This is a genomic window from Fundidesulfovibrio sp. YSD1 (assembly GCF_055397115.1).
The window spans coordinates 3588381-3612684 of the sequence record NZ_AP043666.1 but is presented as its reverse complement, the minus strand read 5'-3'; the positions used below and the strand labels follow the sequence as shown (position 1 = coordinate 3612684).

At 59.5% G+C, this 24304-nt stretch carries 14 protein-coding genes; 13 read left to right on the top strand and 1 reads right to left on the bottom strand.

Annotated features, from left to right (window positions below; translation table 11 throughout):
* Positions 1 to 169 precede the first annotated feature (169 nt).
* From ACZ5V4_RS16775 to ACZ5V4_RS16715, 13 genes are all read left to right on the top strand, one after another.
* Positions 170 to 3208: a chemotaxis protein CheB gene (locus tag ACZ5V4_RS16775; protein ID WP_464316014.1), complete on the top strand. Its 3039-nt coding sequence runs from the start codon at positions 170 to 172 to the stop codon at positions 3206 to 3208.
* A complete protein-coding gene (locus ACZ5V4_RS16770; protein WP_464316013.1) occupies positions 3205 to 4986 on the top strand; it encodes a PAS domain-containing sensor histidine kinase in 1782 nt (593 codons plus the stop codon). The genes ACZ5V4_RS16775 and ACZ5V4_RS16770 overlap by 4 nt, the downstream gene beginning before the upstream one ends.
* Positions 4983 to 6242 (top strand): PAS domain-containing sensor histidine kinase, encoded by a 1260-nt coding sequence (locus tag ACZ5V4_RS16765; protein WP_464316012.1) that lies wholly within the window; start codon positions 4983 to 4985, stop codon positions 6240 to 6242. The genes ACZ5V4_RS16770 and ACZ5V4_RS16765 overlap by 4 nt, the downstream gene beginning before the upstream one ends.
* Positions 6235 to 7239 carry an aminoglycoside phosphotransferase family protein gene (locus ACZ5V4_RS16760; RefSeq protein ID WP_464316011.1) on the top strand — a complete coding sequence of 335 codons (1005 nt, stop codon included), beginning with the start codon at positions 6235 to 6237 and terminating at the stop codon, positions 7237 to 7239. Before ACZ5V4_RS16765 ends, ACZ5V4_RS16760 begins: the two co-directional genes overlap by 8 nt.
* Positions 7236 to 7979 carry an HAD family hydrolase gene (locus ACZ5V4_RS16755; RefSeq protein ID WP_464316010.1) on the top strand — a complete coding sequence of 248 codons (744 nt, stop codon included), beginning with the start codon at positions 7236 to 7238 and terminating at the stop codon, positions 7977 to 7979. Before ACZ5V4_RS16760 ends, ACZ5V4_RS16755 begins: the two co-directional genes overlap by 4 nt.
* Positions 7980 to 8125: 146 nt before the next feature.
* A complete protein-coding gene (locus ACZ5V4_RS16750) occupies positions 8126 to 9559 on the top strand; it encodes a sigma-54-dependent transcriptional regulator (protein WP_464316009.1) in 1434 nt (477 codons plus the stop codon).
* A gap of 531 nt (positions 9560 to 10090) precedes the next feature.
* Positions 10091 to 10387: an ElaB/YgaM/YqjD family protein gene (locus ACZ5V4_RS16745; RefSeq protein WP_464316008.1), complete on the top strand. Its 297-nt coding sequence runs from the start codon at positions 10091 to 10093 to the stop codon at positions 10385 to 10387.
* Between the two features lie 2 nt (positions 10388 to 10389).
* Positions 10390 to 10779: a phage holin family protein gene (locus ACZ5V4_RS16740; protein ID WP_464316007.1), complete on the top strand. Its 390-nt coding sequence runs from the start codon at positions 10390 to 10392 to the stop codon at positions 10777 to 10779.
* A gap of 289 nt (positions 10780 to 11068) precedes the next feature.
* Entirely contained in the window at positions 11069 to 11389 is a 321-nt protein-coding gene (locus tag ACZ5V4_RS16735) for a BON domain-containing protein (protein WP_464316006.1), read from the top strand.
* A 590-nt stretch (positions 11390 to 11979) separates the two neighbouring features.
* A complete protein-coding gene (locus tag ACZ5V4_RS16730) occupies positions 11980 to 12564 on the top strand; it encodes a hypothetical protein (protein ID WP_464316005.1) in 585 nt (194 codons plus the stop codon).
* A gap of 147 nt (positions 12565 to 12711) precedes the next feature.
* On the top strand, positions 12712 to 12993 hold the full coding sequence (locus ACZ5V4_RS16725) for a hypothetical protein (RefSeq protein WP_464316004.1): 282 nt from the start codon (positions 12712 to 12714) through the stop codon (positions 12991 to 12993).
* A 76-nt stretch (positions 12994 to 13069) separates the two neighbouring features.
* Entirely contained in the window at positions 13070 to 14128 is a 1059-nt protein-coding gene (locus ACZ5V4_RS16720; protein WP_464316003.1) for an OmpA family protein, read from the top strand.
* A gap of 347 nt (positions 14129 to 14475) precedes the next feature.
* Positions 14476 to 23013, top strand: coding sequence for a glycoside hydrolase family 94 protein (locus tag ACZ5V4_RS16715; RefSeq protein ID WP_464316002.1), 8538 nt, complete (start codon positions 14476 to 14478; stop codon positions 23011 to 23013).
* A 184-nt stretch (positions 23014 to 23197) separates the two neighbouring features.
* Here ACZ5V4_RS16715 and ACZ5V4_RS16710 read toward each other — a convergent pair whose 3' ends face one another.
* Positions 23198 to 24259 (bottom strand): lipid A deacylase LpxR family protein, encoded by a 1062-nt coding sequence (locus tag ACZ5V4_RS16710; protein WP_464316001.1) that lies wholly within the window; start codon positions 24257 to 24259, stop codon positions 23198 to 23200.
* Between the last annotated feature and the right edge of the window lie 45 nt (positions 24260 to 24304).

Genomic DNA, 24304 nt, shown 5'->3' with positions numbered 1-24304 from the left:
AAAGGCAATCGGAACGGACGAAATTAAAATGCAGGAGCCAGCAATGTTTAGCATTAATTATGTTGCCAGATTATGTGAGGCATGAGATATTGAAAAAGTGACTCACTCCAGACGGAGCGGAATTTTCACGTGTAACTATCAATGCCTAGCCGAACCTGGGGATGCCTTCATGAGTAAGAAACGTGGCCATGTAATTCACACACCTAACAAAGAATGCGCTCCATTTATAGAAACACCTGACATTGCTTTTGATGCCAACACCAAGTCATCATTCCCCATTGTCGGCATCGGGGCCTCGGCCGGTGGCCTAGCCGCCTTCGAGGCCTTCTTCTCCGGGATGCCCGGCGATGCCGACCCCAACATGGCCTTTGTTCTGGTGCAGCACCTGGCCCCGGACCACAACAGCATCCTCACGGATCTCGTCCGGCGCTACACCCGCATGCAGGTGTTCGAGGTCCAGGACGGGATGACGGTCCAACCCAACTGCGCCTACATCATCCCGCCCAATCACGACATGGCCTTCATGAACGGAACGCTCCAGTTGCTTGCTCCCGCCGCCCCTCGCGGACAGCGTCTGCCCATCGACTTCTTCTTCCGCTCCCTGGCCCAAGATCAGCATGAGCGGGCCATCGGCGTGGTGCTCTCCGGCACGGGCAGCGACGGAACCCAGGGGGTCAGGGCCATCAAGGGCGAGGGCGGCATGGTCATGGTTCAGAATCCGGAGTCAACGGAATACGACGGCATGCCGCGAAGCGCCATCGCCACAGGGCTGGTGGATTTCGAGCTTCCGCCAGCCGAGATGCCCATTCAGATCATCTCCTACGTGACCCATGCCTTCGGCAATCCGCCCCTGCCCGCAACCGCCCCACCCCACAAGGCAGAGAGCGCACTGAAGAAGATTTTCATTCTTCTTCGGGCCCAGACCGGGCACGATTTTTCCTTGTACAAGCCGAGCACCATCCATCGACGCATTGAACGGCGCATGGCGGTCCACCAGATCGACTCGCTGGACGGATACGTCAAATTCCTCCAGCAGAACCCAGTCGAGGTGGAAGCGCTCTTCAGGGATCTGCTCATCGGAGTGACCAGTTTCTTCCGCGACCCGGAGGCTTTCAAGGCGCTTGAGGAGCACGTCATCCCCAAACTGTTCGCGGGAAAACCGACCGGGGCCAGTGTCCGTGTCTGGTCGACGGGATGCTCCACCGGAGAAGAAGCCTACTCCCTGGCCATCCTCCTGCAAGAGCACCTTGAGATTCTGAAGCAGAGTTTCACCGTCCAGATCTTCGCCACGGACATCGACAGCATGGCAATCGCCACGGCCCGCACCGGGCTGTATCCGGCCAGCATCGCCGCCGACATCTCGCCAGAACGGCTTGGACGCTATTTCGTGGCAGAGTCCGACGGCAGCATGTACCGAATCCACAAAGGCATCCGGGACATGCTGGTGTTTTCCGAGCACGACGTGGTCCGCGACCCGCCGTTCTCCAAGCTCGACCTCATCAGTTGCCGCAACCTCATGATCTACATGGGAGGAGAGCTGCAGAAAAGGCTTATCCCCATCTTCCATTACGCGCTGAATCCGGGCGGCTTCATCTTCCTGGGCACATCGGAAACCGTGGGGGAATTCGGGGACTTGTTCGCGACCTTGGAGCGCAAGCTGAAGCTGTACCAGCGCAAGGATGACATCCACGGGATTCGACGGACGGTTCCGGGCCACTATCTGCCGTTCCCGTCATTGGAGGGCAAAGCCAGTCAACCTGTCGGCAAGGCTCACAGAGCAGGAAAACTGCCGCTGCGCGAACTGACCGAACAGGCGCTTCTCGCCCAGGTCCCGCTTGTAGGCGTATTGGTGAACGCACAGGGAGTAATACTGTATCTTCACGGCCGCACAGGCATGTACCTGGAGCCGACTCCAGGCGAAGTCGGGGTCTACAACATCCTGAAGATGGCCAGGGAGGGTTTGCGGCGCGACCTGACCACGGCCCTGCACAAGGCCTCGATGACCAAAGCGACCGTCCGTTGCGAGGGCCTGCGCATCAAAACCAACGGCCACTACACCATGGCCAACCTCGTCGTCAGCCCGGTACCGACGCAGCTCGCCTCGGCCCCCGAGGACACCTTGTTCCTGGTCATCCTGGAGGAAATCCTAGGTGCGGACACCACAGGTGCGCCGGGAGCCATCCTGGAACCTGTCTGGGTTGAAGGCGGCACAGATGCGAACGTCGATGCGCGCATCACGGCACTCAAGCAGGAACTCCGGGCCAAGGAGGAGTATCTCCAGACCACCAATGAGGAGCTGGAGACATCCAACGAGGAGCTCAAGTCCTCCAACGAAGAGATGCAGTCCATCAACGAGGAGCTGCAATCATCCAACGAGGAGCTGGAGACGTCCAAGGAAGAGCTGCAATCAGTCAACGAGGAGCTCGCCACGGTCAATGCGGAATTGCAGACCAAGGTGGCGGACCTGTCGCAGGCCAACAACGATATGAACAACCTGCTGGCGGGAACGGGCATCGCCACCATCTTCGTGGACCATCAGCTGCGCATCCTGCGGTTCACTCCAGCGGCCACCAGGATCATAAACATGATCCTCTCGGACGTTGGGCGGCCCGTGCGCCACATCGTGTCCAACCTGGTCGGCTACGACAGCTTGGTCGCGGACGCCCAGGAGGTGCTGGACTCCCTGACCCCGAAAGAGATCGAGGTGGAGACGGCCGAAGGCAACTGGTACACCATGCGCATCCGTCCCTACCGCACCCTCGACAACGTGATCGAAGGGGCGGTGATCACCTTCTTCGACATCACCGAGACGAAAAGAGCGCAGGAAATGCTGAAAAGGGCCAACGAGCAGCTCCGGCTGGCCATCGTTGTCCGCGACTCCCAGGACGCCATCCTCATGCTCGACCTCGAAGGCCGCATCATGGCCTGGAACCTTTCCGCACAGAAGGTGTTCGGCTGGAGCGAGGCCGAAGCCCTGTCCATGAACATCCGGGACATGCTCCCCTCCGAGTTGCGCGAGCACGAATTGGACAACCTCCTGAAAGTCGTCAAGGACGATACCCAGGCGCCCTACTCCACAAAACGAATGAACAAAGACGGACGGACTATCGATGTGTGGCTGACCGCCACGGCAATGCTCGACAATGCCGGGCGGGTGTACGCCATCGCGACCACCGAACGGGCCGGACTCGTGAGAGGTGACCCATGAACGCATCACTGCGCCAACGGGCTGAAGAGCGTGCCAGGACGGTCAAAGCCCCAAGGGGGCCGGAGCTGTCCGCCGAAGAGATGCAGGAGAAGCTCCATGAGCTTCTCGTGCATCAGATAGAACTTGAAATGCAGAACGAAGCGTTGCGCCAGTCCCAGGAAGACCTGGAAGCCGTGCGCGCCCGGTACTTCGACCTCTACGACATGGCCCCCATCGGCTACGTCACGCTCAACGAACAGGGCCTGATCCTCGAAGCCAACACCACCATCGCCTCCATGCTTGGGGTGCACCGCAGCCTGCTTGTCAACCAGCCGATCAGCCGGTTCATCTTCAAAGAAGACCAGGATCATTATTACCGGCACCGCAAGCATCTCGTCGCATCAGGCGAGCCGCACTCGTGCACCCAGCGCGGATGCGAACTGCGCCTGGTGAACCAGGAAGGGACTATATTCTGGGCGCAGATCGAAACAAAATCCGCCCAGGAGGCAAACGGGGAATTCGTGCAGCTTACCATGGTAAGCGACATTTCCGCGCGCAAACAGGCGGAGCAGGAGATGGTCAAAGCGCAAGACTACCTCGCTAGCATCCTGAACTCCATGCCCTCCATCATGATCGGGATCGACCTCAATTGCGTGGTGACGCACTGGAACAAGGCAGCGGAAGACGCCGCCGGGACTCCCGCCCGGATTGCCCTTGGCCGCCCACTGGAAGAAGCGTTCCCCAGGCTGGCCACCCAGATGGACACCATCAGGGCTGCGCTACGCGACAGAACCCCCCAGGACACGAAACGCGACGTGTTCATACGGAACGGCGTGAGGGGCTACCAGGACGTGATGATCTACCCCCTTGTCAACGAGGACATTGTGGGCGCGGTGGTCCGGGTGGACGACGTAACCCGGCGGGTTCAGATCGACGAGATGATGGTGCAGTCCGAAAAGATGATGTCGGTTGGCGGCCTCGCCGCGGGCATGGCCCATGAAATAAACAACCCCCTGAGCGGCATTCTCCAGAGCGCGCAAGTGGTGATCTCCCACCTCCAGCCGGATGTCCCGGCCAACAGGGCTGCCGCAGAAGAGAGCGGATGCTCCATGGACTGCATCCTGGCCTACCTGGAAAAACGAAAGATATCCGAGTTTCTGGACGCCATCACCCAGTCTGGCGCGCGAGCCGCCCAGATTGTTTCCAACATGCTGGAATTCTGTCGCAAGGGCGACGTGCGGCACCAGACTGCGGACATCAACGAATTGCTGGACAAAGCGGTGGAGTTGTCACGCTTCGACTATGACTTGAAAAAAAAATACGACTTCAAAAGCATTACCATCATTCGTGAATACGCTTCGGACCTCCCGGAGCTGCACTGCACCAGCGCCGAGATAGAGCAAGTTGTCCTGAACCTGCTCAAGAATGCGGCCCAGGCCCTCGTGAATCAAGACGCAATCCAGGCCGGGCCGACCATCACGTTGCGGACCGCCCGTGAAGGCGGCCTCCTGCGCATCGAAGTGGAAGACAACGGAATCGGCATGACCGACGCCGTGCGCAAAAGGGCCTTCGAGCCGTTCTTCACCACCAAGGGGGTCGGAGAAGGTACCGGCCTGGGACTCGCCGTTTCGTACTTCATCATCGTCACCAAGCACGGCGGAAGCTTCGATGTGCAGTCGCAGCCTGGGAACGGAGCGCGCTTCACCATGCGGATTCCCCTCTCGTCAAATAGGACGGACGACCAGACGGGTGAAGCCGATGCGACCGGAAGGTCGGCCAGCTCAGGAGAGACAAAATGACCGATAGGCTGCGTAAGTGTGCGGAAAAACAGCTCAAGGTAAGCGAGACAGCAGCCGAAATGGCGATGTCTCCCGAGGAAATGCGTCAGACGATGCATGAATTGCGGGTGCACCAGATCGAGCTAGAGATGCAGAACGAAGAACTTCGGCGGACGCAGGCGGACCTTGAAGCCATGCGCACAAAATATTTCGACCTCTACGATCTGGCCCCCATCGGCTACGTGACTCTGAGCGGGAAGGGGTTGCTCCTTGAAACCAACGTCACCTTCGCGAGCATGGTTGGCGTGCCTCGGGGCATGATCCTCAACCAGCCCTTCAGCCGGTTCATCAGCAAAGAGGACCAGGACATCTACTACCGGCATCACAAGCAACTCACGGCCACCGGCATGCGTCAGGGATGTGAACTGCAAATGATGAAGGCGGACGCCACCTCATTCTGGGCGAAAATCGATGCGGTTCCCGTTGACGAGGCGGGTAAGCCCACCGAGTATCGCGCCGTCATAAGCGACATCTCCATCCGCAAACATGCCGAGCTACTCCAGGCGCACATCGAGGGCGTCATCCAGCACGACCTGCGCTCTCCGGCGTGCAACGCCGTGAACGTCGCCACGTTGCTGCTTGAGGGAAACGACCTGAACAACCAGCAACGCCAGCTTTTGGCCCTGCTGAACAACGCTGGCCGACAGATGCTGGACACGCTGGATCGTACCCTGGACATGCACAAGATCGAAACAGGACAGTACCGGGCATATCCCAAGACCTTCAATTGCATCCCGGTGATTCTTGAAATCGTCCAGAATCTGCGCAACACGCCCCAGCACAGGCACACCTCCATGCAGGTGCTCCTGAATGGCGCCCCGCTGCCTGAGAAGGTGAGTTTCCCATGTTCCGGACAGGTGGAACTCTTGCGCTCCTCACTGTTCAACCTCATGAAGAACGCGGCGGAGGCTTCGCCCAAAGGGAGCACGGTGATCGTGAACCTGATATCAGGCAGGGATTGTCACATCGAGATACGCAATCAGGGCGTGGTCCCCGTGCCCATACGGGACCGGTTCTTCGACAAGTACAGCACGGCGGGCAAATCATACGGAACGGGGCTCGGCACCTACTCGGCGAGGAAGATGATCGAGGCGCAGGGCGGCACGCTTGAAATGCGCACTTCGGACGAATCAAACGAGACGGTCCTCACGATTCATCTCCCGGAGTGCGCGAGCATCGCAGAACGGGATTCGGGCTTGTGGCGAAACGATGTTTGACAGGTATATGGGGCATCTCGATCATTTCGACCCTTTGCATGGATATCTAAAGGATCACATCGTTCCACAACTTGGGGTTGACTCTGAAGGGGTGGAGTTTCGCGTATTCCAGTCCGCATGTTCCCGGAATGTTTTTCTTTATGAAGAAAAGCACAGCGGAGTACGGCTGGTAGGGAAATTCTATCCCCCTAAAAGCCCCTCCCAACAGATGAAGACCGGGGAGACCGAGTTTGGCAATCTCCTATACCTGCGCAACCTCGGGTTCGATTCTGCGCCTCACTACGTGGTCAGACCACTCGGGTTCAACCCCGACATAAACAACGTGCTGATGATGGAATTTCTAGGGGGAGACCTGCTTGGTACGGTCATCACCCAAGCCGTCCATCAGCGCAGAGGCGGGCGGCTTTTCCGCAAACTGACAGCCTTGGGAAAATTCCTCGCTTCCCTCCATAACCGCACGGCAGGAGACTGGAGAGTCAGCTTCGACCACAGCCACGCCTACATGGGGCGGCTCATCGGGTCGCTCACTTCAAAGCGAGGCATGGGATGGGACCACTCTGACGAACTCTATCATCTGCGAGACTCGTGGAGCGCCCAAGGCATCATGTGGGAAGACTGCAACGTTCTGGTTCATGGCGACGCCACGCCCTCCAATTTTCTGTTCGGACCGGGGCATACCGTACTGGCAATCGACCTGGAACGAATGCAATGGGCCGACAGGGTTTTCGACCTGGGAAGAATCTGCGGCGAACTGGCGCATTTCTTCTATCAGGGAACAGGCGCCCCAGAGGCCGCCGAGCCCTTCATCGGGCACTTCCTATGGGAATACTCGCGTTATTTTCCGGACCCCATGAGCGCATTCCGATCCATCACTAGGCGCATCCCCTTTTTCATGGGCATCACACTGCTCCGCATCGCCCGCAATTCGTGGATCAACTACGATTATCGCTGGCAACTTGTGCAGAAAGCCAAAATGATCCTGAGGGAGCTGCCATGAACATCAAGGCTGTTTTGTTTGATATCAACGGCACACTCATCGACATTCAGACCGACGAAGGCAATGAGGAGATCTACCGCGGCATCAGCCATTTCCTGACCTACCAAGGTATTCGAACGAGCCGTTGGGAGGTCCGCGACGAATATTATCAGCTGCTGGACACCCAGCGCAAAGTACGCGGAGAGACTTTTCCCGAATTCGATGCGGTCGAAGTGTGGCGGGAGTACCTGCGCCGCAGACCTGAGGCCTGCCAGGCCTTGCCTCCCGAGAAACTGAAGTGGATGCCGTTGTTTATCGCCGAGATGTACCGGGGCATCTCTCGTAACCGGCTGCAGCTTTATCCCGAAGTGAAAAACATACTCAACGAACTGTCTCAGCGCTATAAGCTTGCAGCGTTGACCGACGCGCAGAGCGCCTGGGCATTATCGGAAATGCGGGCCGTAGGCATCGTGGAGTATTTCCGACCCATCATCATTTCCGGGGACCTGGGATACAGAAAACCTGACACCAGGATATTTCAGTCTGCACTCGATAGGCTCGAACTGCCTGCGGAGAATGTTCTCTTCGTGGGCAACGACATGTACCGAGACATCTATGGAGCCAGTAGCGTAGGAATGATAACCGTCTTCTTTTCATCCAACCAGGGAAGAAAAAAGCACAGCGGAGTAGAGCCAGACTACATCATCTATCAGTTCGCAGAACTGCGCCAGGCAATCACTTTTCTTGAGTCTCAGCGTTAGCGAGCAGAGCTGATCAGAGAACTGTGCAAGCCATGTCCGCACAAACATGCAACCGATCACATTGTGGTGCAACACGCTTCAAGACGACTCGACGAGTACGAGGGACTTCCGAGGCAGCCACCGCCGATTGAGTACATGGGAGTACTATGGCCAGGATTCTTATAGTTGACGATGACGAAATCACCCGAGTGGTGCTTTCGGACATCATTGCCACGGTAGGACACGAAGTGTACGCCGAACCCTCACTGGCCCGGGGACTCAAAAGAGCCGAATCAATCCCCATCGACCTCGTGTTCCTGGATGTGATGCTCCCGGACGGCAACGGCCTGGAATTCCTGCCGAGGTTCACGCACCTCCCCTCCAACCCGCTGGTGATCATCATCACCAACGCGGGCGATCCGAACGGAGCGGAGCTGGCCATTCGCAACGGAGCCTGGGACTACGTCGAAAAGCCGTTTTCACCACAGGACCTTCAGCTCTCCATCCGGCAAGCCACGGCGTTCCGTGAGAAAAAGGGCGACACGCTGCCCGTGGAGCGCAGCCGGATTGTGGGGTCGAGCCCCCACCTGCTGCAATGCATCCAGGAGATGGCCAGGGCGGCCCGAAGCAACGTGAGCGTGCTGGTGTACGGGGAAACAGGCGTCGGCAAGGACCTTTTCGTCAGGGCCTTGCATGAGAACTGTTCCGTGGCGAACGGGCCGTTCGTGATCGTGGACTGTGCGTCTCTCCAGCCGAACATCGCCGGAAGCGAACTCTTCGGACACAAGAAGGGATCGTTCACCAGCGCGGTGTCCGCAAACCAGGGGCTTATCCAGCAGGCGCACGGCGGCACCCTCTTCCTGGACGAAATAAGCGAACTTGACCTTGAAACGCAAAAACTCCTGCTGCGCGTCCTGGAAACCCACAGATATCGCCCCCTCGGGGAACATCACGAGGTGTTCAGCGATTTCCGCTTCGTGTGCGCCAGCAACAGAGACCTTGAGGCCATGGTCGGCGCGGGCCAGTTCCGGGAAGATCTCTTTTTCCGAATCCGGGAGGTGACAATCCGCCTCCCTCCCCTGCGGGAGCGGCTCTCCGACTTGCCCGAACTCGTGGCGTTCTTTCTGGCGGAAGCCTGCCGAAACAACAAGCTGGCCACAAAAACCGTCTCCCCGGAACTCATGCGCATGTTCGGCACGTATGCCTGGCCAGGAAACGTGCGCGAACTGTCCCACCTGATCCGGGCGTTGGTTTCCAATGCCCAAACCGACGCAATCATCATGCCTTGGCACCTGCCCCTGGAGTTGCGGGCGCTGCTCATCCGCTCCACCTTGAAGGGGACTGCGGCATCGCAGGAACTGTCCCTCAAGCCCGCAAGTGACTTCGTGGACATGAACTGGAAGTCGTTTCGCGCGGAATCACTGGACAAGATCGAACTGATCTATTTCCGGTCCCTGGTTGATTCCTACGCGGGCAAGATCTCCAAGATAATGGCCGTGTCGGAATTGAGCCCTGCGCAATTATACCGGTTGTTGAAAAAGCACGGCCTTACGTCCCGCTCCAAAGGCCTCAACGCGCAAAACGACTCGCAAGAAAGCTAGCCTGAAATCCCGCCTCTCATGGCTGCCAAGTTTCATCCATGTGGATGAAGCCTAGTCGACATGCCGAATTGCTGCCACCACACCAAGCCCCTCCGACTCTCATCTGATGATAATTTCTTTCTCATGGATTCTTGTTGCATGAGACAATTCCAACAAATGAACCTTGGCATTATTATGAACAACAATGTCAGCACCTTACAAACACACCAGGGCGGCACACTTATTGTATATTAAAAGAACATTACATGTAGTTATTAGAGATAATGAACATCTCCAGTCACTGAGACTGAATTTTACATGAAACGTCGTGCTCAAACTCAACACGAACTGCATCCTCAAGATTCCCAACAATACAAAAGGCTGAAACACTACATAGGATCATTACAAACGAACTAAATAACAACTACTCAATAAAAATAAATGAAACGGCCGAGCGCTGAACAACGAAACGCCGTGACGTAACAAATCATCATAGAGCAACAGCCCCTCGCTGCAAAAACCTGGAACATCTGAACAAGGAGCACCCACCCAATGGCAACCGGACAAAATAATATGAAAGCGATGGAAAAGGAAATGCACAACATGATGGAACACGCTCAGGCACTGATCGACGCAACCTCCGACGAGGTGGACGACCGCATAAAGTCGGCACGCTCGGCACTCCGTGAACGCCTGGAATCAGCCCGCAAGGAATACGGCGAGATAGAGGAAATGGTCATGGCCAAGGCCCAGAGCGCAGACGATTTCATCCACGCAAAACCATACTACGCCATCGGAGGCAGCTTCATCGTCGGCCTGCTCTTTGGCTGGTCCATGTCCAGAAAATAAGGGTGAACCTGTTGCCACCGCACCATCCCAGAATTGCGCAAACCGCAGGCAGGATTGGCTGGACATCTCTACAGATACTGGAAGACCGCCTGGAGTTGCTGTCCCTGGAATTGCGCGAGGCAAAAATCAGGTTTGTTCAGGCGTTTGTCCTGGCCTGCCTCGGAGTGATCTGCTTCATGTTCGCGATCGGCCTGATGACCCTGGGATGCCTGTCCGCCCTGCCGGACGAGTGGAAGCTTCACGGATTCGCGGCAGCGACCGTAATCAGCCTTTTGGGCTCAGTTGCAGCATTTATGGCACTGAAACGGCGAACGTCCAACAAGCCCATGGCGTTCGGACAGAGTCTGGCGGAACTGAAGAAGGACAAGGCATGTTTCTCGACAAGGAACTAAGGCGAATCCAGGAGAGCAGGAATCGCCTTGCCATATGCTGCGAGTTTCGCAGACGCCTTGTCCAACTCGATATTCAAAGCATCTGGAGCAAGGGACATAGCACCTTTTCAAATCTGACTCTCGGCCTTGCCTTAGCAGAACAAATATTGGACCTGTATCACAAGTACAAACGCAACAGGAGATAGACTCAGGATATGCCACGCACAACAGCTAAACAGACACCAAACCTCAACCCAAACAGCAAGCATAAATTTATTACATAAACTTTGACCAACACAGGAGATCAGACATGAAGCCCGGAATAAATGTTTCCCTCGTACTGGCCGTATTCATCCTTACGATTTCGCTTGGGTGCGCATCCACCAAAACCCAGGAGGGAACTGGAGAATATCTCGACGACTCTGCCATCACGGCAAAAGTCAAAACAGCAATTCTCCAGGAGCCGACTCTTTCATCAGCAGAGATTAATGTAGAAACATTCAAGGGCGTGGTCCAACTCAGCGGATTTGTCGGCTCAAGCGCAGAGATCAGGACTGCCGTAGAAGTATCCCGCAGAGTTGGCGGAGTGAAGTCCGTACGCAACGACATGCATGTAAAGGGACAACAATAGGACTGTGTCGCCTCAACCCGTACACGGCGATCCGTGCGGTTGCCACAACCGTCCCCAAAGAGGACGTCGACATGAAACTACCCACTTTTACCGTGATGGCATTCATCTGCTTGAGCACCCTGGCTGTCGCCGCAGGCCCCAATTCCTACCAGTGCATCCGCCCCGACGGCACGCTCGTGTGCACTGTCAACGTCCCCTCTGGTGATCCGAGTGTTGTCTGCAACCATGACTGCGTCGAGTGCAACATGACCTGCGCGGCCAAACAACTTGTCATCAGGGACGGGAACGAGAGGATTTACAATCCGGGAGCCCCTGCGGCAACGCCGCCCAGCCAGACAAGCCGAGGCGGTGTCGAAACGCCTGAGTATTGCAAGCGACAGTATCTGCAGTGTGAAGACAGGTGTCGCAGCAATCCGAGCAACAGGACGCAGAGTGACATCGATGCCTGCACGTCCAGTTGCTACAGCGCACTCTCTGGATGCGGCAAGGCGCAATAGCCGTATCGAACAGGCCGGACGTCCACACTCGTGACGAGCTCCAGTTCACAAGGAACTACTGACAAACAAGAAGGAATCAAAGCGAGGAAAATCATGCAAGAATCAAAAATTCACAGGCCGATGTTGTTGTGTTTCGCGGCAATTCTGGCTGTAAGCGCAACGTATGGCTGCGCCAAGAAAAGAACCCCACCGGAACCGACCGAGGCAAGCACGACAAACATCAACGAAAGAGCTGTCATCGTCCACCGTGGAGACGACGGTTCCACGCGGTACTACCGCGACAATAACGGGAAGCTCTACTATGTCGATACGGCAGGAGCCGTGCATACCATAGAAAGAAGCCCCGTGGTGCAGCAGGGCCCTGCAGGGATATACTACATTATTGATGACGACAACGTCAGCTATTCAACGGATGACCGTGGCAGGTTGTACTACAGGGACAACACCAACAGGACCGTCTACATAGACGACAGCAGTGCGGGCAGGGTCATTGACCCCCTCCCCATAATGCGCGGTGATTCGTACCCCAGAATCGAACAGGTGCGCAGCCTGAACTACTGCAACGAAACATGGAGAAAATGCACTTCCCGCTGCGACGACGACCCAGGCCTGGGAAGCAAGCGGAATTGCCTGGAAAACTGCGACTTCCAAAGAGAGCAGTGCCTCCAGCCCTACTGATTCCGCATATCCTTCGCGCGACTGTTGATCGGAGCATAAGCGGCACGACATCAACAGCCTATGCTCCGACTGCAAATATAACACTCCAACCGCATATGCGTTATAATGACGGGTGTGTAAGTACAACAAACCAACAAGGAGCTATCAATGAGAATCTTTAAAACAGCCACCTGCGCGCTTTTGCTCGTTGCGGGCCTGAGCCTGTCCATGGCTCCAGCGATGGCGACGTCCAACTCCAGCACGGTAATCGCCGGATTTACTGACCTCCCCCTGCGCAACTGCCAGGGAACATATTGCGGCGAACTGAAGAAGCTCGCCTTTGGCCAGGAAATGAGGGTTCTGTTCAACGACACCGGTGGAGGCTGGTCCTATGTCGAGGTTGTGCAGACCGGAGAGAAGGGATGGGTGTGCAACGAAAACGTGTTTTAAACGTGCAATGTGAATCAATACCGACAGCGTCAGCAGTGCTTCTCACAACGCAACACCAGTGAACAAAGGGATTTATATGACCAATATCAACACAAGAACAATGCGCATCATTCCTGCGCTGCTGGCCATTGCCTTGCTGATTTCATCGATTCCTGCCGCTGCCGCAAAGCTTGTGCCGTCAGTCGACAACTTCATCCTCTTCCTGGATCATTCCAGCTCGATGAAGTTCTTCTACAAAGGCGTGCGGATCGTCGACCTTGGCGGACAGTCCAAGATTGTCCTGGCCAAGTCCGCCATGGTGGAGTTCAACAATCTCGTCCCGGACCTGGGCTACAAGAGCGGTGTGTACACCTTCGCTCCGTTCAAGCAGTACGCAGGCATGGCACCGTACAGCCGAACAGCCGTGGCCAACGCCATTGACCCCATCAGCATCGATTACGAGACCTATGGCCGCGTCACTCCCATGGGACCCGGCTTGCAGGAACTCGACAAGGTGCTCGGCAACCTGTCCGGCAGGACCGCAGTCGTCCTGTTCTCGGACGGCGACGAAAACCTGGGCATCGATGCCGTGGCCGAAGCCAAGCGGCTTCAGGCCAAGTACGGGGACAAGCTGTGCTTCATGGTGGTTAGCTTCGCCGACAACAAGCACGGCGAGAGCGTCCTGAAGCAGATCGCAGCCCTCTCCAGGTGCTCGTGCTTCGTGAAGGGCGAAGATTTTCTTCGCGACCAGGCCGCGCGCCTGACCTTCATGAGATGCGGCCTGTACCAGGAGCAGTCCGACATGGGCAGCGAAACCGTGGTCTTCCGCTCCATTTACTTCGACTTCGACAAGTACAACATCAAGCCCGAGTTCATCCCGGTGCTTGATGAAGGCGTCGCCATGAGCAAGTCCAAGTCCAACATGGGCGTCGTCCTTGAGGGCCACACCGACTCCGTCGGCTCGGAGAGCTACAACCAGGCCTTGTCCAACCGCCGCGCCAACTCGGTTAAATCCTACTTCGTGAAGAAGGGTGTCGACGCGAACCGCATCACGGCGATCGGATACGGCGAATCCCAGCCGCGCGCCGACAATGCAACCGCTGAAGGCCGCAAGCTGAACCGCCGCGTGGAGATCAAGTTCAAGCCTCTGCAATAACACCACAACAAATCTGTTTCTGCCAGGCAGGGACCAACAATCCCTGCCTGGCGCATTGAAAAAATGAAACACGCGCACATTCCGACATGAAAAAGTTAAGATTGAGCAACACATTAGTATGATTAATTTCGAAACATACCTGGACACAACCCCACCATAAACAGACAATGGAGAGTATTTCCTGAAGACAGAAACACATATTCACCCATCATTGCGAGGATAGTACCATAGTAATCAATGCGTTTGCACTCACGGCACGCACGCGTACCGCGCTCCGGGGCGATCAGGATACTGAGCTGCTGCGTTCGGAATTGTTCAGTATAAAGCAACTGGAGCGCCACGCCGTCATGCTGGCCGTCCAGCATCGAATCGCCCAGAAGCCTGGGCCCGACAAGCTGCTGCCACGGCTGTCGGACAACGCCCACGTCCTGCTGGCGGCCTATGACGTTGTTACGGCGTCCACGACGCAGGGGCAACGACTCGTCCCTGCGGAAGCCTGGCTGCTGGACAACTTCTATCTCATCGAACAGCAGATCGTCATGGCCCGCCGCCATCTCCCGCGCGGATACAGCAGGCAGCTTCCGCAGCTGGCCGAAGGCGCATCGTCTGGCTTCCCGCGCATCTACGCCCTGGCCCTGGAGCTTATTTCGCACATGGATGGCCGGGTCGATAGCGACAACACTCATCAGTTCATCGCGGCCTATCAGACCGTGGAGCCGCTCAAGCTGGGTGAACTCTGGGCGTTCCCCATCATGCTGCAACTTGCGTTGCTGGAAAATATCAGGCGAGTCGGCGTTCGCATTGCGCGCAGGCGTGAGGAACGCGACGCAGCCATCCTCTGGGCGGACCGCATGCTCGCCACCGCCGAGAAGGAACCCAAGCAGCTAATCCAACAGCTGGCCAAATTCGCCAACGCCGATGTCCCCCTCACCGCCCCGTTTGTGGAAGAGTTCTATGCCCGGCTTCAGGCCCAGGGGGCCGTCATGGCCTTTGTGCAAACCTGGGTCGAGCAGAAGCTGCGGGAGCAGGGAGTCACGGCAACCCAGCTGTCGGAAGCTGCCGGAAGGACCGCTGCGGCCAACCAGATAGCCATTGCCAACAGCATCGGCAGCCTGCGCTTCATCGGCGCAATGGACTGGCGCGACTACGTCGAGTCGCAAAGCGCGGTGGAACGGACGCTGCGCGAGGATCCGGCCGGGATGCACGCCCTTCAGGATTTTTCCACCCGCGACCGGTACCGCCACGTGATCGAGGAAGTGGCCAAAGGCAGTACCAGGAGCGAACCGGAGGTGGCGCGCGAAACGCTCAGCCTCGCCAAGGCCGCTGCCCAGGCGTTTGGAACAGGGGATCGAACCGCACACGTCGGGTACTACCTGGTCGACCAGGGCCATCACGTGCTGGAAAGCGCGGTAGGCTTCCGCCCCACCTTGAAATCGCGCCTTCGCGCCACGAGCCAAAAGCTCCGGCTCACCGCGTACCTCGGCTCCATGCTGGTGCTCACGGCTTTGGCTGCCTCCCCTGTATTCCTCTCAGTTTCCCTGCTTGGCCCAACTGACTGGAGATACTGGCTGCTCGCGTTGGCGGGTGTGTTCGGCGTTTCCACACTTGCCGTCTCCCTGGTGAACCTGCTGGTCACGCTTTTCCTGCCTCCGCGCGGATTGCCGCGCATGGATTTTTCACAGGGCATCCCATCTGCGCACCGCACCATGGTGATAGTCCCCACCCTGCTGAGCACGCCGCAGGAAATTGATGACCTTCTCGAAGCATTGGAAATCCGCTACCTCGGCAACCGCGACCGCAATCTGCTCTTCGCCTTGCTCACGGATTACCGCGACGCTTCCGAGCGTGCGCTCCCTGGAGATGACGAACTGCTGGCGCACGCCCGCTCGGCAGTGCAGGCACTCAACGAGACCTACCGTGACGACCGCCCGTGCGTCTTTTACCTGTTCCATCGTCCACGTGTCTGGAATCCGTACGAACAGGTCTGGATGGGCTTTGAGCGCAAGCGCGGCAAGCTGGAGCAGTTCAACTCCGTGCTGCGCGGCGGCGACGTCGCCGCATTTTCCGAGATCGTCGGAGACTTGGGCGTGCTTGGCTCGATCAAATACGTCATCACCCTGGACACCGACACGCAACTGCCTCGCGACACGGCGCGCACGCTCATCGGCAACATCGCCCATCCTCTCAACAGGCCGGTGTACGACGCCGCGAAGGGGCGCATCGTCGACGGGTACGCCATCCTGCAACCCCGCGCGTCCATCAGCCTGACCAGCGCGGGGCATTCGCTGTTTACCAAGTTGTTCGCGGGCGAGTCCGGCATCGACCCCTATTCGCGCGAAGTGTCCGACGTCTATCAGGACCTCTTCGGGGAAGGATCGTTTATCGGCAAGGGCATCTATGATGTGGACGCCTTCCGCCAGGCCGTGGATGGCCGCTTTCCCGAGAACCTCATCCTCAGCCACGACCTGCTGGAAAGCGGCTATGCCCGCTCCGCCCTGGTGACCGATGTGGACCTCATAGAGGAGCATCCCGCCAGTTACGCCATCGAGACGAGCCGACGCCACAGGTGGATTCGTGGCGACTGGCAGCTCACCGGATGGCTGCTCCCGAGCGTGCTGGGTCCGCCGGGGCCGGATGGAACAAAATCAAGACGGCAGCCCAATCCGCTCACCGCCTTGTCGGTCTGGAAAATTTTCGACAACATCCGGCGCAGCCTTGTGCCGCCGTCGCTGTTGGCCATGCTGGCGGGCGGCTGGCTGCTCGTGCCGGGATCGCCGTGGTTCTGGACCCTGCTGGTGGCGGGCGTGGTGTTCCTGCCCGACCTGCTGCGGGCCGGTATCGAACTCGTCCGCAAGCCGGATGACCGCAACTGGCTGGTGCACACGGCGCTCTCAGGAAGAGCCGCCGGTCGTCCCTTGGCGCTCGCCCTGCTGACGCTCGCCTTCCTGCCGTACGACGCGCTCATCTGCGTGGACGCGATCCTGCGCTCGGGCCTGCGGATGCTGTTCACCCGGCGGGGTTTGCTGCTGTGGCACATGCCCAGCTATGCCCGGCGCAACGCGCGCCGGACCCTGGCGGCGTTCTGCGTTGAGATGTGGGCCGCTCCGGTTCTGGCGGTTGCGCTGGGCTTCGCGGTATGGACCCTCCACCCTGCGGATTTGATCTCCTGCGCGCCGGTGCTGCTCCTGTGGCTGCTCTCTCCCGCCGTGGGGTGGTGGATCAGCCTCCCGTTCCTGCCGCCTGCGCAAGAGCTGACCGACGAACAGCGGAAATTCCTGCGAGCGTCCGCCAGGAGAACGTGGCGTTTCTTCGCGGAATTCGTGGGGCCGCAGGACAACTGGCTCCCGCCCGACAACTTCCAGGAGTATCCAAGTGCGGTCATCGCCTCACGCACCTCGCCAACGAACATGGGCATGTCCCTGCTGTCTGCACTGGCAGCCTACGATTTCGGCTATATCCCCGCCGGAGAATTTCTGCGGCTGGCGGGCAACACCATGTCCACCATGGAGAAGCTGGAGCGCTATCGCGGCCATTTCTACAACTGGTACGACACCCGCACGCTGACGCCACTTCGCCCGCAGTATGTTTCCTCGGTGGACAGCGGCAACCTGGCGGGCAGCCTGCTTACGTTGCAAGCGGGTCTTGCCGAACTGAAAGACCACCCGGTGCTCTCCCCGCGCGCGTTCCACGGACTTCAGGATACCGTACAAGTGCTGTCCGAATACGCGCCTTCCTCACGCATCCCCGAGCTCGCGAAGAAGATCAGGCTGCTTCAGGACACCCTGCAAGCACTCACGCGCGACGGCCTGCCGCGAACGCTGGCCGCTGCCTACATCGCCCTGGCCGAAATTCACCGCCATGGCGAGGGGCTTGCTTCGTCGCTGCCACCCACCGCACTCGATGACGAACTGCACTACTGGGCGAACGCGTTCGTCCAACAGGCCCACACGATTGAGGACGACATCAGGACGCTGATTGCTGATCCGCAGACGGCGGGCGACATTCCAGGACTGGCGGAGCTGGCCCTGGGTGTGATCGACCCCACGCGGCCAGCCGGGCTTGCATCACAGCGTGCAGCCGCGCTGGAGCGCCTGGCGATCATCGACGACCTGATGGAGCGTTGCCGGGAACTGTCCGCCATGGATTTCGAATTTCTCTACGACACGTCGCGCGACCTGCTGACCATCGGCTACGACGTGGGCGAACGCCGCCGCGACCCCTCCTGCTACGACCTGCTCGCCTCGGAGGCGCGCCTGACCAGCTTCCTGCTCATCGCGCAGGGGCAGATCCCGCAGAAACACTGGTTCTCGCTGGGGAGACTTCTCACCAGCCATGGCCGCGACGTGAGCCTTATCTCCTGGAGCGGCTCCATGTTCGAGTACCTCATGCCGCAGCTCGTCATGCCCAGTTACGAGAACACCCTGCTGGAGCAGACCTGTAAGGCCGCCGTGTCCCGCCAGATCGAATATGGCCGCCAGCGCGGCGTGCCCTGGGGAATTTCCGAATCCTGCTACAACGTCGCCGACGTGCTCCACGTCTATCAGTACCGGGCCTTCGGCGTTCCCGGACTTGGCTTCAAGCGCGGCCTGGGCGACGATTTGGTGATTGCGCCGTACGCCAGCGCACTGGCCCTCATGGTCTTGCCCAGAGAAGCATGCCGCAACCTGCAAACGCTGGCGGCCAGCGAATTCCAGGGTGCGTACGGCTTCTACGAGGCCGTGGACTACACGCCGTCACGCGTTCTGCGCGGCAAGAGCCACGCAGTGGTGCGCGCGTTCATGGCGCACCATCAGGGCATGAGTCTCCTGGCCTTCGAGCATGTCCTGCTGGGCCAACCCATGCAACGGCGCTTCATGGCCTCCCCCCAGGTGCGGGCCACGGATTTGCTGTTGCAGGAGCGCGTGCCCAAGAAGGGGGCGACGCTTCACCCGCACGCAGCGGAAGTGAGCGCCGCCGCGCGCCCGACCGCAACGGAAGCGGACGCGATCATGCGCGTTTTCACAGACCCCAACACGCCGATGCCCGAAGTGCACCTGCTGTCCAACGGCAGATACCACGTGATGACAACCAGCGCAGGCGGAGGCTACAGCCGCTGGCACGATCTGGCCGTCACCCGCTGGCGCGAGGACGCCACCTCAGATTGCTGGGGCGCTTTCATCTACCTTCGCGATATCGACACGGGCCGCTACTGGTCCACCGCGCATCAGCCGACGCTGCGCAAGGCCGATCACTACGAGGCGACCTTCGTGCAGGGGCGGGCCGAATACCGCAGGCGCGACCAGGCCATCGAAACGCACACCGAGATCAGCGTTTCGCCGGAAGATGATGTGGAAATCCGCCGCGTCACGCTCACCAACATGTCCTCGCGCACCCGCCGCATCGAGGTCACCAGCTACGCCGAAGTCGTGCTGGCCCCGCTCAATGCGGACCTTTCCCATCGCGCCTTCAGCAACCTGTTCGTACAGACCGAGATCCTGCCCGACCGCCAGGCCATCCTCTGCACGCGGCGTCCCCGCACGCCGGGAGAGCAGCTGCCGCTCATGTTCCACTTGCTGGCTGCCCCTGGCGCGACCGCAGGCGAACCGTCCTTCGAGACCGACCGCGCCAGGTTCATCGGGCGGGGCCGCAGCGCCGCCAATCCGGCGGTGCTGGATGACGGCTCATCGGTAATGCTCTCCAACACCGGCGGGTCCGTGCTTGATCCCATCGTGGCGATCCGGCGCATCATCACCCTGGCTCCCGACGAATCGGCCAGCGTGCAGATCATTTCCGGCGTGGCCGACACGCGCGACGCGGCCCTGACGGTGCTCGAAAAGTATGCCGACCGGCACTTCGTCGAACGCGCGTTTGAAATGGCCTGGTTCCAGAGCCAGGAAGTGCTGCGCCATTTAGGAGCAACCGAATCCGACGCGCAGGTCTTTGGCCGTCTGGCGACTTCCGTCATTTACGGCAGCGCCACGCGCCGCACCGCACCGAGTGTCATCGCGCGAAACCAGCTCGGTCAGGCCGGGCTGTGGCGCTTCGCCATCTCCGGCGACCTGCCCATCGTCCTTCTGCGCATAAGCGACCTGAACCGCATCGGGCTGGTCAAGGAAGTGCTGCAAGCCCACGCCTATTGGCGAATGAAAGGCCTGAGCTCGGACCTGATCATCCTGAACGAGGACTTCACCAGTTACCGGGCGGTTCTGCAGGATCAGATCATGGCGTTTATCAATGCGGGACCGGAGGCGCAGGTTCTCGACAAACCCGGCGGGGTCTTCGTGCGCCGCGCGGAGGAGCTCTCAGAAGAGGACCGAGTCCTGTTCCAGACCGTGGCCCGCGTCGTGCTGACAGACTCTACGGAATCCCTGGCCGAACAGGTGGAACGCCGCGTCCTGGCAGACCGGGTGCCGAAGAGGCTTGATCCCATTCTCCGGCGGCCCCTCGACCCCGTCCACCCGCTGCACCCGCGCGAGCGCATCTTCTGCAACGGCCTGGGCGGCTTCACGCCGGACGGACGCGAGTACGTTATCACCATGGAGCCCGGCCAGACGACGCCCGCTCCATGGGCCAACGTCATCGCCAGCCCGCACATCGGCACGGTGGTCAGCGAAAGCGGGAGCGCATACACCTGGGTGGAAAACGCCCACGAGTTCCGCCTGACCACCTGGCACAACGATCCGCTCTCGGACACGAGCGCTGAAGCGTTCTACATCCGCGACGAAACCACCGGCGCGTTCTGGTCGCCAAGCCCCCTGCCAGCCCGTGGCCGGTCCGGCTACGTGTGCAGGCACGGGTTCGGCTACAGCGTCTTCGAACATTACGAATCCGGCATCTCCTCTGAGATGCATACTTACGTGGCCATGGACGCTCCGGTGAAGTTCGTGGTGATCAAGCTGCGCAACCACTCCAAGCGTTCTCGCCGGTTGTCGCTGACCGGATACTGGGAACTGGTCCTCGGCGAATGGCGGCACGCCAACCTGATGCACGTGGTCACCGAAACGGACCCGCACAGCGGGGCCATGTTCGCCCGCAACGCCTATGGCCGTGAATGCGCCCACCGGGTCGTCTTCGCCCATGTCAGCGAGCTCTCGCGCTCCATGACCGGAAGCAGGACCGAATTCATAGGCCGCAACGGGTCGCTGAACAACCCGGCGGCCATGAGCCGCAGGCGGCTGTCGGGAAAGACCGGCGCAAGCCTCGACCCCTGCGCCGCCATTCAGGCCCGCATCGAGTTGGCCGAAGGCCAGGAGCGCGAGATCGTGTTCATCTTCGGAGCGGCGCGCCACACGGACGCGGCCCAGCACTTCATCCAGCGCTTCTCCGGACCTGCCGGCGCGCGCCAGGCCCTGGAGGACGTCTGGAGCCACTGGAACCGCACGCTGGGGGCGGTGCACGTGGAGACGCCGGATGCGGCGCTGAACGTGATGGCCAACGGCTGGCTGGTCTACCAGACGCTCTCGTGCAGGCTCTGGGGACGCAGCGGCTACTACCAGTCCGGCGGGGCCTACGGATTCCGGGACCAGTTGCAGGACACCATGGCGCTTGTCCACGTCACGCCGTGGCTCGCCCGCGAGCAGCTGATCCGATGCGCGGAGCGCCAGTTCCTCCAGGGAGACGTGCAGCACTGGTGGCACCCGCCAGGGGGCCAGGGCGTTCGGACGCATTTCTCCGACGACTATCTGTGGCTCGCCTACGCAACCTGTCGCTACGTACTGGCCACCGGCGACACGGGGGTGCTCGACGAACAGGTGCACTTCCTGGAAGGCCGCGAGCTCGACCCCAAGGAAGAAGCCTACTTCGACCAACCGCAACGCTCGACAGAGGCGGCAAGCCTCTATGAACACTGCGTGCGGGCGCTTCGGCACGGATTGCGCTTCGGCGACCACCATCTGCCCCTGATGGGCTGCGGCGACTGGAACGACGGCATGAACCTCGTTGGTCATGAAGGCAAGGGCGAGAGTGTCTGGCTGGCGTGGTTTCTCTACGAGAATCTTCAACTGTTCACAGGACTGGCACGCGACAGGGGCGACGAAATTTTTGCCGAAACATTCAGCAGGCATGCATCCCTTTTGCGCACCAACATCGAGGCAAACGCCTGGGATGGAAACTGGTACCGCCGGGCCTACTTCGACGACGGCACGCCACTGGGCTCTGCTGAGAACGAAGAGTGTCAGATAGATTCGATCAGCCAGAGCTGGGCGGTCATTTCAGGCGGAGGCGATCCCCAGCGCGCCCGCCAAGCCATGGACGCAGTGGATGAACGACTGGTGCGGTACGACGCGAAACTCATCCAGTTGCTCGCGCCGCCCCTCGACAAATCCGACATCGAACCCGGCTACATCAAGGGTTACGTGCCTGGCGTGCGCGAGAACGGCGGCCAGTACACCCACGCCGCCATCTGGGCGACCACAGCCTTCGCCATGATGGGCGACAAGAAACGGGCCTGGGGGCTGTTCGACATGCTAAACCCCGTCAATCACGGTAGCACTGCGGAGGATATCGAGCGCTACAAGGTTGAGCCGTACGTGATGTGCGCGGATATTTACGGCGCGGCACCGCATACCAGCCGGGGCGGCTGGACTTGGTACACCGGAGCCTCCGGCTGGATGTACCGCCTGAGTGTGGAGACGCTGCTCGGTCTGCACCTTGAAGTGGATACCCTGCGCATAGCGCCGTGCATGCCGGATCATTGGGATTCGTACAAAATGCATTACCGTTTCCGTGAGACTTTCTATCATATCACGGTACGGCGCGTGGACGGGAAGGCGAACCGCGTGATTCGCGTCACGGTTGACGGCGCAGTGACACAGGATGCCGGGCCTGCACGCATGGAACAGATTACCGGACGGATTCCCCTCCTCGACGACCATCAGGACCACCATGTCGAAGTGGAGATGGCCTGAAATGAATGATGACCGCAGCGGCACTCCAGTGTGTCGCTGCGGCCATCATCTGGCAGGGAGCGGCCCGCGCGCGCACCCTGGTCTTGAGCGGGGCTCTCGGGGCCGTCCGCATAGCCACGAGCCAGTCCGCCTCAAAACAGTCTAATCTGGTACAGAAGTTCCTGCCGAGCCTAGACGCGCCGCACTAGAACGTCACGGCCAGGCTCACAGATCCGAGCATTTGCGGCCCGGACTGTTTCTCGAACTCCTGCGTCCTGTACACGTGTGTGTAGGTCAGCTTGGCCCGGCCCAGCACCAACCCCACCCCCGCCATGAGATCGGCCACGAATGGCTTTTTCGTCACGCTCGGACTGTTCTGCCAGGTGTTGCCGTCCAGGAATATGTTCCTGGCCACCGCCCTGCCTTCGGCGCCAACGAAAACATGCAAGCCGAAATCGGTGTCCTGGCGCAGGCGCGGATCAGCCGGGCTTGCGGGTGCGCTCACGCCGCCGCCGGGCTGTATAAGCGAGGTCCCGAAATCCCAGGGCAGCCTGTACCCGAAGCGCGTCTCGAAGCCTATCGCCCCTTGTGTCACCACGTTTCCCACCGTGGCCCGCACGTGCGGCATGATATCCCAGGCAAAGTCATGGCCCAGGTCGGCGCGCAGAGACCGCAGGGTGCGCTGCCAGGAGAGCATGACGCCCGGCTCGTCGTTGATCTGGTGGTCCCAGCCCTCAACGCGATCAAACCCCATGAGGGCGTGGTAGTTGTTCTGGGTCTCGGCTGCCCTTGCCGAAGGACCGACGATGCCGAGGCTCGTTTCGAAGGTATCGAGCTGCGTGCTGGTCTTGGCGTGCAAGGCCAGGGAAACATACGCCCAACCGGCATACGGGCGATCGTTGGGCAATGGCGTCTTCAGGCTTGTGTTGTGCGGGACGTACATGTTCTGGCCCAGCGCGAGCGCGACATTGTACTGCTGGTCAGGTTCGTTTACGAAAGGGAGGATGTGAAGGTAAGGAAGCAAGAACGTTGGAAGCCGTTTGTCCTCAGCATAATGCTTGAGATCGCCGGAAATCCAATTGAGTTTGATGCCGTTGGTGTAGTGTTCGTCGGTTCCCGCGAAGAAGTCATTCTCCTCCGTGATGATGAGTGTGGAGGCGAGTTCAACGATCTGGTCGGGTTCTGCACCGGCCACAGGTGGGGTCGTGACGAGAAGAGCCAGGACAGTACAGAGCAGGACGAATGACGTGATGTGGCGTCTGCGCATGAGGGAGGGCCTTCTCTGTCTCGATTCCGGTTTGTGCTTGACGCC

Excerpts from the sequence above, each read along its gene's own strand:
- ACZ5V4_RS16775 (WP_464316014.1), top strand. The coding sequence starts at position 170 with ATGAGTAAGAAACGTGGCCATGTAATTCACACACCTAACAAAGAATGC.
- ACZ5V4_RS16770 (WP_464316013.1), top strand. The coding sequence starts at position 3,205 with ATGAACGCATCACTGCGCCAACGGGCTGAAGAGCGTGCCAGGACGGTC.
- ACZ5V4_RS16765 (WP_464316012.1), top strand. The coding sequence starts at position 4,983 with ATGACCGATAGGCTGCGTAAGTGTGCGGAAAAACAGCTCAAGGTAAGC.
- ACZ5V4_RS16760 (WP_464316011.1), top strand. The coding sequence starts at position 6,235 with ATGTTTGACAGGTATATGGGGCATCTCGATCATTTCGACCCTTTGCAT.
- ACZ5V4_RS16755 (WP_464316010.1), top strand. The coding sequence starts at position 7,236 with ATGAACATCAAGGCTGTTTTGTTTGATATCAACGGCACACTCATCGAC.
- ACZ5V4_RS16750 (WP_464316009.1), top strand. The coding sequence starts at position 8,126 with ATGGCCAGGATTCTTATAGTTGACGATGACGAAATCACCCGAGTGGTG.
- ACZ5V4_RS16745 (WP_464316008.1), top strand. The coding sequence starts at position 10,091 with ATGGCAACCGGACAAAATAATATGAAAGCGATGGAAAAGGAAATGCAC.
- ACZ5V4_RS16735 (WP_464316006.1), top strand. The coding sequence starts at position 11,069 with ATGAAGCCCGGAATAAATGTTTCCCTCGTACTGGCCGTATTCATCCTT.
- ACZ5V4_RS16730 (WP_464316005.1), top strand. The coding sequence starts at position 11,980 with ATGCAAGAATCAAAAATTCACAGGCCGATGTTGTTGTGTTTCGCGGCA.
- ACZ5V4_RS16725 (WP_464316004.1), top strand. The coding sequence starts at position 12,712 with ATGAGAATCTTTAAAACAGCCACCTGCGCGCTTTTGCTCGTTGCGGGC.
- ACZ5V4_RS16720 (WP_464316003.1), top strand. The coding sequence starts at position 13,070 with ATGACCAATATCAACACAAGAACAATGCGCATCATTCCTGCGCTGCTG.
- ACZ5V4_RS16715 (WP_464316002.1), top strand. The coding sequence starts at position 14,476 with ATGCTGGCCGTCCAGCATCGAATCGCCCAGAAGCCTGGGCCCGACAAG.
- ACZ5V4_RS16710 (WP_464316001.1), bottom strand. The coding sequence starts at position 24,259 with ATGCGCAGACGCCACATCACGTCATTCGTCCTGCTCTGTACTGTCCTG.